The sequence below is a fragment of the Stenotrophomonas maltophilia group sp. RNC7 genome (genome assembly GCF_030910085.1).
GTDB classification, from domain to species: Bacteria; Pseudomonadota; Gammaproteobacteria; order Xanthomonadales; family Xanthomonadaceae; genus Stenotrophomonas; species Stenotrophomonas sepilia.
Genome location: NZ_JAVFVN010000075.1, coordinates 1 through 622, shown reverse-complemented (window position 1 = coordinate 622; position 622 = coordinate 1). Strand labels below are relative to the sequence as shown.

Here is a 622-nt window from a genome sequence, read left to right as displayed (position 1 = left end):
CGGGTCAGAATTTACCTGACAAGGAATTTCGCTACCTTAGGACCGTTATAGTTACGGCCGCCGTTTACTGGGGCTTCGGTTCATAGCTTCGCCTTGCGGCTAACCACTCCCCTTAACCTTCCAGCACCGGGCAGGCGTCAGCCCGTATACTTCGCCTTGCGGCTTCGCACAGACCTGTGTTTTTGCTAAACAGTCGCTTGGGCCTTTTCACTGCGGCCCCCTCGGGCTATTCACCCTACCGAGGCACCCCTTCTCCCGAAGTTACGGGGTCATTTTGCCGAGTTCCTTAACGAGAGTTCTTCCGCGCGCCTTAGAATACTCATCTCGCCTACCTGTGTCGGTTTGCGGTACGGGCACCTTCACCTGGCTAGAGGCTTTTCTTGGCAGCCTGAAATCAAGACCTTCGGTACTGTAATTTTCCCTCCCCATCACAGCCTAGCTTTAATGATGTGCGGATTTGCCTACACATCAGCCTCACTGCTTGGACGAGCATCCATCAGCTCGCGTCCCTATCCTTCTGCGTCACCCCATTGCTCATAACGGTTTACGGTGGTACAGGAATTTCAACCTGTTGTCCTTCGACTACGCCTTTCGGCCTCGCCTTAGGTCCCGACTTACCCTG

The 622-nt window shown here is 54.5% G+C and carries 1 rRNA gene; it reads right to left on the bottom strand.

Annotated features, from left to right (window positions below):
* A 23S ribosomal RNA gene (locus RCF13_RS00650) occupies positions 1 to 622 on the bottom strand; the annotation flags it as partial.